Origin of the sequence: Thermomonas sp., from assembly GCF_029945965.1 — a bacterium.
Lineage (GTDB): Bacteria > Pseudomonadota > Gammaproteobacteria > Xanthomonadales > Xanthomonadaceae > Thermomonas.
Map to the genome: position 1 here is coordinate 78185 of NZ_JAQSDO010000002.1, position 7799 is coordinate 85983.

Sequence of the window (7799 nt, forward strand, 5' to 3'; positions counted from 1 at the left end):
CTGCACATCGCGTCGCCATAAAAATGTCCACATACTGAGAAGGCGGAGTTATTCCTGCAGGCATTTCACCCAAGGGCATTGGAGTCTCACTATGTGGACGTGCGGCATGGCCCGGGGCATTGCGGTGGGCCAGTCCAGCCTCTACGATCAGCCGGACTCCTATGACCTTCGACGACATGCAATCCCCAGCCCTCCCGCCTGGCAGTCCCGCACCCGGGCCGCTGGAAGGCATCCGCGTCCTCGACCTGACCCAGGGCAGCGAGCAGTACTGCGGCAAGCTGTTCGCCCAGCTCGGTGCCGAGGTGCTACTGGTGGAGCCGACCGCTGGCTGCGCCAACCGCCGCGAGGGCCCGTTCCTGGGCGACCGCGCCCACCGCGAACACAGTCTGGCGTTCGCATACTTCAACCAGGGCAAACGCGGGATTGCTCTCGACCTCGACCAGGCACAGGGCCAGGAAGTGTTCCGCGCCTTGGTGCGCGAGTCCGATCTGGTGATCGAGGCCGAGCGGCCTGGCCGCATGCAGGCCCGCGGACTGGCTGTGCAGGCGTTGCTGCGCGAGCAGCCGGCGCTGGTCACCACCAGCATCACCCCGTTCGGCCAGAACGGACCGTACGCCCAGTATGAGGGCGGCGACCTGATCGGTCTGGCTTTCGGCGGATTGCTGTCGCTCGGTGGCTATCCCGGGCTGGCGCCGACCGCACCCTACGGCAACCAGGCGTTGCTGGCGGCCGCGCAATTCGCTGCGGTGGCATCGATGATCGCCATCTTGGAAGTCGAAGGCCAGTCCGGCGCAAGGCAGGGCCAGCATGTGGACGTCTCGGTGCAGGAGAGCGTGGCCATGGCGTTGGAGAACGCGGTGCAGTTCGTCGAACTGGAAAACACCGTGCGCAAGCGAAACGGTGGCGAGCAGCGCCAGGCCGGCACCGGCGTGTTTCCGTGCCAGGACGGCATGGTCTACCTGATGGCGGGCGGTGTCGCTTCCAACAAGTTCTGGAACACCACCACCGACTGGCTGGTGGAAGCCGGCGCAAAAGGCGCAGAGCAACTGCGCGAGCCGCGCTGGCTGGACTCCGCCTTCCTGCAGACGGCGGGCGCCAAGCGAATCTTCGCCGCCATCTTTCTGCCCTATGCCGCCGGCATGACCAAGGCGCAGCTCTATGCCGAAGGCCAGCGGCGCCGCATCCCGATCTGCCCGGTCAGCACCACGGCCGACCTGCTGGTCAACCGGCAACTCGTCTTCCGGCAGTTCTTCGAACAGACCGCGCACCCGTTCTCCGGCCGCACGCTGACCGTCCCCGGCGCACCGTTCCGCATGGAAGCTTCGCCGTGGCGGCTGGGCCGGCCGGCGCCACAACTCGGCGAACACACGGGGGAGGTCCTTTCGGGCCTCGGCTACGACCACCAGCGCCAGGCAGTGCTGCTGCGCGAGGGAGTGATCGCATGAACCGTTTCCCGCTCGCCGGCATCACCGTTGCCGACTTCACCTGGATCGGCGCCGGCTCCTACACCACCAAGATCCTGGCCGACTTCGGTGCCGACGTGATCAAGATCGAAAGCGCCGAAAGGCTGGACACGCTGCGCGACGCCAAGCCCTTCCAGGGCGGCGTGCGCGGCGTCAACCGCAGCGGCTACTTCGCCGACCGCAACTCCAGCAAGCGCAGCGTCACGCTGAACATGAAGACCGAGGAAGGCCGCGCGCTGGCGCGCCGCCTGATCGAACGCAGCGACGTCGTGGCCAACAACTTCACCCCCGGCACGATGGAGAAATTCGGCCTCGGCCATGAAGCGGTGCGCGCCTTCAAGCCGGACGCGATCTACATCGGCATGTCGATGCATGGGCAGGTCGGCCCCGAGTCCAGGTACCTCGGCTACGGCCTGACCATGGGCGCCGTCACCGGCCTGCACCAGCTATGCGGCCGGCCTGAGCTCGACCCGGCCGGCACCGGTACCAACTTTCCGGATCACGTGCCCAACCCCGCCCATGCCGCCTTCGCCATCCTGGCGGCACTGCGCCATCGACGACGCACCGGCCAGGGGCAGTTCATCGACGTGGCGCAGATCGAGCCGACGATCGCGCTGCTCGGCCCGGCGGTGATGGACTACACCGCCAACGGCCACGTTGCCGGCCGCGTGGGCAATCAGCACATCGCCGGCGCGCCGCACGGGGTCTACCCGAGCCGCGGCGAGGATCGATGGATCGCCATCTCGGCTTCGAGCGAAGTGGCCTGGCAGGCACTGCTACACGTGCTGGGGGACCCGGCCCTGGAGCAGGATGTGCGCTTTGCCGGTATGGCCGGACGCTGGGAACACCGCGCCGCATTGGACGAAGCACTGGCCCGCAGCACCGTCCTGCACGACGCACTCGAACTGGCGCAGCGGCTGCAGCAGCGCGGCGTCGCCGCCGGCCCGGTGCAGGATGCGGCCGACGTGCTGCAGCGCGACCCGCAGCTGCAGGCGCGCGAGCACTGGGTCTACCTCGATCACCCCGAAATGGGCCGCACCGTCTACAACGGGCTGCCATTCAAGATGTCGCGTACGCCCGGCTTCCCGCACCGGCCGGCGCCGCTGCTGGGGCAGCATACCGACGAAGTGCTGAAGGAAAAGCTGGAGCTGGCAGCAGCGGAGATCGTCGCACTGCGCGCGCAGGGGGCGCTGCAGTGAAGGCCGCCGAGCGCATCGCCGCCTTCGCCGTCGGCTTCAGGCGCGAACACCTGACGCGGGATCTGGTTCAAGCGTGCGGCCGCGCCTTACTGGACACCTATGCGGTCGCCCTCGCAGGCCGCAATGAAGAAGCTTCGCGGATGGCGTTGACGTACGCGCGCCGCAGCGGCCTGCCGGCACCGGGCCGGGCCTCCCGCGACTGGGGCACGGGGGAAATGCTGCCGCTGGAACTGGCCGCGCTGAGCAACGGTGTCGCCGGCCACGTGCTCGACTACGACGACGTCACCTCGCCGCTGCGCGGCCACCCTAGCGTGGCGCTGCTGCCGGCGCTGGTCGGCCTGGCCGAGGCCATCGACGCCGACGGCGCCGAACTGGCCTGCGCCTACGTCTGCGGCTTCGAGGTGATCTGCAAGCTGTCCAAGGCGATGGCGGTGCGCCATTACGCCCGCGGCTGGCACTCGACGTCCAGCATCGGCACCATTGGCGCTGCCGTGGCCTGCGCTCGACTGCTCCAACTGGACGCGGCGCAGACCGTCCATGCGATCGGCCTTGCCGTATCGCAGGCGGCTGGCAGCCGGGCCAACTTCGGCACCCACGCCAAGTCTTTCCAGGCCGGCCACACCAACAGCGCCGGCCTGCGGGCCGCGCTGCTGGCCAGCGAGGGCTTCGACGCCGCCGCAGGCGCGCTGGACGACGCCTTCGGCTACATGGACCTGTACGCCAACGGCGAGTCCCTCTCCGCGCTGGAAACGCTCGGCCAGGCGCCGCTGGAGCTGGTCTCGAGCGGGATCGAGGTCAAGAAGTACCCTCTCTGCTATGCCACCCACCGCGCCCTCGACGGTGTGCTCGACTTGCGTCGGGAGCACGGGCTCACGTTGGCCGATGTCGGTTCGGTGCACGTGCGAGCGAGCGCAGGCGCGCTGACGCCGTTGATCCACCAGCGGCCGCAGACCGGACTGGAAGCGAAGTTCAGCATGCAGTACGCGGTGACCGCGGCTCTGCTGGATGGCGGTATCGGCCTCTCCAGCTTCATCGACGCAGCCGTGCTGCGGCCGCAGGCCCAGGCTTTCTTCCCCCAAGTGACCGCCGTCGATGCCTCGGAAGGCGGCACCTTCCCACGCTGGACCGAGATCGCGTTTGAACTGCGCAACGGTGAGCGGCTGCAGCGCCGCGTCGACGTGCTGCGCGGTTCGGCCGAGGCGCCACTCAGCCTGCAGGAATTGCGCGCCAAGGTGCAGGACTGCCTCGAATGGGGCCATGCCCGCGCGGACCTCGACCGCCTGTTCGAGGGCGCGCTTTCGATCGACAGGATGCCGGTGCGCCAGTGGCTGGACAGCGCCGTCGCCTTCCCCAACCGAACTTGAAGGATCGACATGCCGCTGCTGTATGAAGTGCGTGAAGGCGTAGCCATCATCACGCTGAACCGCCCCGAGGCGATGAACTCGATCGACCCGGAGACCCGGGCCGAGCTGCGCGCAGCCTGGCAGCGCGTCGCCGAGGACGACGCGGTGCGCTGCGTGGTCCTGACCGGCGCCGGCGAGAAGGCCTTCTGCACCGGGTCCGACCTCAAGAAGACCATGCCGCCAAAGGAAAGCTTTGCCCAGCTCACCTTCGGCCAGGCACAACCCGGTCACCTGCTGGCCGGCATGGAGATGGACAAGCCGATCATCGGCGCCGTCAACGGCTACGCCATGGGCGGCGGCATGGAGCTGGCGCTGGCCTGCGACGTGCGCATCGCCTCCGAGAACGCGCACTTCGCGCTGTCCGAGGTGCGCATCGGCAGCATCCCCGGCGCCGGCGGCACCCAGCACCTGCCGCGGCTGATCGGCCGCTCCGACGCCATGCTGATGCTGCTGACCGGCGACCGCGTTGACGCCCAGGAGGCGCTCCGCACCGGGCTGGTCAGCAAAGTGGTCCCGGCGGCACAACTGCTGGAAACGGCACTGGCCATTGCCGCCCGCATCGCCCTGAACGCACCACTGTCGGTGCGCGCCGTCAAGCGCCTGGTGCGCGAAGGTTCGGCCATGCCGCTGGACCGCGCGCTGGCGCTTGAGAGCTACGTGTTCGGCCTGCTGCGCGACACCGAAGACCGCATCGAAGGCCGCCGTGCCTTCCAGGAAAAGCGTCCCCCGGTCTACCACGGCCGCTGAAAGCAAAAAGGAACAAACGATGAACTCACTCAAGGACAAGATCGCCATCGTCGGCGTCGGCGCCACCAGGCAGGGCAAGCTGCCAGGCTCCACCCCCGTCACGCTCGGCACCGAGGCTTTCAAGCTCGCGCTCGAAGACAGCGGCCTGCACAAGGGCCAGATCGACGGCCTGCTGACGATGCCGGGAACCACCTCGCCGGAAGGATCGCTCAACTACCTGCGCATGGGCGAGACGCTGGGCATCGACCCCAAGTACACCGGCAGCATGACCATGGGCGGCGGCACTTGCGGCGCGCTGATCCAGAACGCCGCGATGGCCATCGAATCAGGCATGGCCGACTACGTGGCCTGCGTCTTCGCGGACACCGCCCGCACCGGCAACTACCGTTTCGGCCGCGCATCTGGCTGGGGCGATTCCTGGGGCATCTGGGGGATGTTCGGCGCCGCCGCCAACAGCGCCATGGCCGCCAGCCGCCACATGGCGCTGTACGGCACCACCAGCCGCCACCTGGGCAACGTCGCCGTGGCCTGCCGCAAGCACGCCTCGATGAACCCCAACGCCGTCATGCGCGACCGCTTCACGATCGAAGACCACCAGGCCTCACGCATGGTCGTCGAGCCTTTCCACCTGCTCGATTGCTGCCTGATCAGCGACGGCGGCGTCTCCATCATCCTGACTTCGGCCGAACGGGCGAAGGACCTGAAGCAAAAGCCCGTTCTGATCTCCGGGATGGGCCAGGCGTACACGACGCAAAACATGGAGCGTGAGGACTGGTGGTACGTGCCGCACCAGAAGGACGCGTTAGCCCGTGCCTACAAGATGGCCGGCGTGGGCCCGAAGGACATCGACGTCGCCCAGCTCTATGACAACTTCACGATGAGCGTGATCCTCTGGCTGGAGCACGCGGGCTTCTGCGGCGTTGGCGAGGGCGGCCCCTTCACCGAAGGCGGCCGGATCGAACTGGGCGGCCAGTTGCCGATCAACACCGCGGGCGGCAACCTGTCGGAGTCTTACATGGAAGGCTGGCTGCATGCCGTCGAGGGCGTGCGCCAGATTCGCGGCCAGGGCGGCGAGCGTCAGGTGAAGGAAGCGCAGACCTGCCTGGTGACGGGGCGCGGCATGACGCTGAACTGCTCCAACGCGATGATCCTGCGAGCTGCCTGAGGAACCACAATGACCGAAGCCATGACCTACGACAAGCCGCTGCCCTCGTTCGACGACGCTAACCGCCCGTTCTGGAGCGCCGCCCGCGAGGGCCGCCTGGTGCTGCAGCACTGCGGCGATTGCGGCAAGCCGCGTTACCCGATCAATCATGTCTGCCCGCATTGCCTGTGCGAAAAATTCGAGTGGAAGGCGGTGTCCGGCCGCGGCACGGTGCATTCCAGCATCGTGTTCCACCAGGTCTACAACCAGGCCTTCGCCCAGGACGTCCCGTACAACGTCTCGCTGATCCAGCTGGCCGAAGGGCCGCGCATGATCAGCAACGTGGTCGGCGTGCCGCCGTCCGACGTCAAGGTCGGCGAACACGTGCAGGTGATGTTCGACCCGGTAACGCCGGAAGTCTCGATCCCGCGCTTCCAGCGCGCCAGCTGAGGCGACGCCATGCGTGACGACCTGCCCTTCGTCCTGATGCGCGGCGGCACCAGCAAGGGTGTCTTCCTGCGCGCCGAGGACCTGCCGACGGACCGCGGCGCGCTGACCAAGGTCCTGCTGGACCTGTTCGGCAGCCCCGACCGTCGCCAGATCGACGGCCTCGGCGGCGCCGACAAGCTGACCAGCAAGGCGGCCATCATCGGCAAGCCGGTGCGCGAAGGCACCGACGTGACCTACCTGTTCGGACAGGTCGGCACGGTGCGGGCGGAGGTCGACTACAACCTGAACTGCGGCAACCTCACGGCCGCGGTCGGGGTCTACGCCATCCAGGAGGGCATGGTCGCCCCGGTAGAAGGCATCACGCTGGTGCGGGTGCACAACGTCAATACCGACCGCGTGATTGGCGTCGAAGTGCCGGTGCAGGGCGGCAAGCCCGTGTGGCGCGGCGACTTTGCCATCGGCGGTGTGCCCGGCACCGGCGCTGCGATCTCGCTGGACTTCTCGCAGGCAATCGGCGCCATCACCGGCAAGCTGCTGCCCACTGGAAATGCAGTCGACATGATGGACGTTCCTGGCGTCGGCTCGGTGGAGCTGTCGGTGGTGGATGGCGCCAACATGGCAATCTACGTGCACCACAGCGCGTTGCGCATGACGGGCATCGAGTCGCCGGAGGAGATCGATGGCGACACCGACCTCAAGACCCGGATGGATGCGATTCGCCGAATCGTGGCCTACAGCTGCGGCCTGCGCGAATACTGGGATGCGCGGCAGGCGCCATCGACGCCGATGCTGATCGTGCTGGCGGAACCGGCTGACTACCGCACCTGCACGCAGGGCGACCTGGTGGCCGCGGGGGATCTCGACCTGGTGGTTCGCCAGTACGCCTCCGGCTCTGCCAGCAAGACCCTGGCCGGGACCTTGACCGCCACCACCGGCATCGCCTGCCGCGTGCCCGGCACCTTGCCTCATCGCATCATGGCGGCCGTCCGGGGCAACCCGGAGCGCCCGCTGGCTTTCGGCCATCCGTCCGGGGTGATCTACGTGGAGGCCGATGCCAACTGCCGCGCCGGCGCGCCGCCTCAGGTCCGGCGGCTGGCAGTGCAGCGAACCGCGCGGCGGCTCGCGGAGGGGCGGGCCTTCCTCAAGGAAGCCTTCTAGTCTTACTGTGTCACAGACGTAAACGCAGATTTATCGAGTTGCAGTGCGGACAGTGCCCCAGGACGCTTGCGAGTGCGACGCCCAGTTGGAGGCGCAACGTTGTGATGGAGTTTGCCACGTGACGTTGCGCGCGCTGGGCTGCCCCGAGGGACATAATCTTGGTTCTATCGCAATAAGCGTAACCGACAATCCAGCTCATGCTTGATTTCCGCAAGAGTTCGATTATTGACGCCTT

Annotated in this window: 7 protein-coding genes; all 7 read left to right on the forward strand. The window is 67.7% G+C overall.

The features are described from left to right. The first annotated feature begins 176 nt into the window (after positions 1 to 176). Genes PSV05_RS00440 through PSV05_RS00470 form a run of 7 tightly spaced genes read left to right on the forward strand, consistent with a single transcriptional unit; the run spans position 177 to position 7564 of the window. Positions 177 to 1445 carry a CoA transferase gene (locus PSV05_RS00440; protein ID WP_300059844.1) on the forward strand — a complete coding sequence of 423 codons (1269 nt, stop codon included), beginning with the start codon at positions 177 to 179 and terminating at the stop codon, positions 1443 to 1445. Beyond that, positions 1442 to 2662 (forward strand): CoA transferase, encoded by a 1221-nt coding sequence (locus PSV05_RS00445; RefSeq protein ID WP_300059847.1) that lies wholly within the window; start codon positions 1442 to 1444, stop codon positions 2660 to 2662. The genes PSV05_RS00440 and PSV05_RS00445 overlap by 4 nt, the downstream gene beginning before the upstream one ends. Beyond that, a complete protein-coding gene (locus tag PSV05_RS00450) occupies positions 2659 to 4026 on the forward strand; it encodes an MmgE/PrpD family protein (RefSeq protein WP_300059850.1) in 1368 nt (455 codons plus the stop codon). Before PSV05_RS00445 ends, PSV05_RS00450 begins: the two co-directional genes overlap by 4 nt. A 9-nt stretch (positions 4027 to 4035) precedes the next feature. Continuing rightward, positions 4036 to 4812 (forward strand): enoyl-CoA hydratase-related protein, encoded by a 777-nt coding sequence (locus PSV05_RS00455; protein ID WP_300059853.1) that lies wholly within the window; start codon positions 4036 to 4038, stop codon positions 4810 to 4812. Positions 4813 to 4831: 19 nt separating this feature from the next. Then, the gene (locus tag PSV05_RS00460; protein WP_300059856.1) at positions 4832 to 5977 is read left to right on the forward strand and encodes a thiolase family protein; all 1146 of its coding nucleotides are present in this window, start codon (positions 4832 to 4834) and stop codon (positions 5975 to 5977) included. Positions 5978 to 5986: 9 nt separating this feature from the next. Beyond that, positions 5987 to 6406: an OB-fold domain-containing protein gene (locus PSV05_RS00465; protein ID WP_300059859.1), complete on the forward strand. Its 420-nt coding sequence runs from the start codon at positions 5987 to 5989 to the stop codon at positions 6404 to 6406. A gap of 9 nt (positions 6407 to 6415) precedes the next feature. Further along, positions 6416 to 7564, forward strand: a complete 1149-nt coding sequence (locus PSV05_RS00470; RefSeq protein ID WP_300059862.1) for a PrpF domain-containing protein — start codon at positions 6416 to 6418, stop codon at positions 7562 to 7564. The last annotated feature ends 235 nt before the right edge of the window (positions 7565 to 7799 follow it).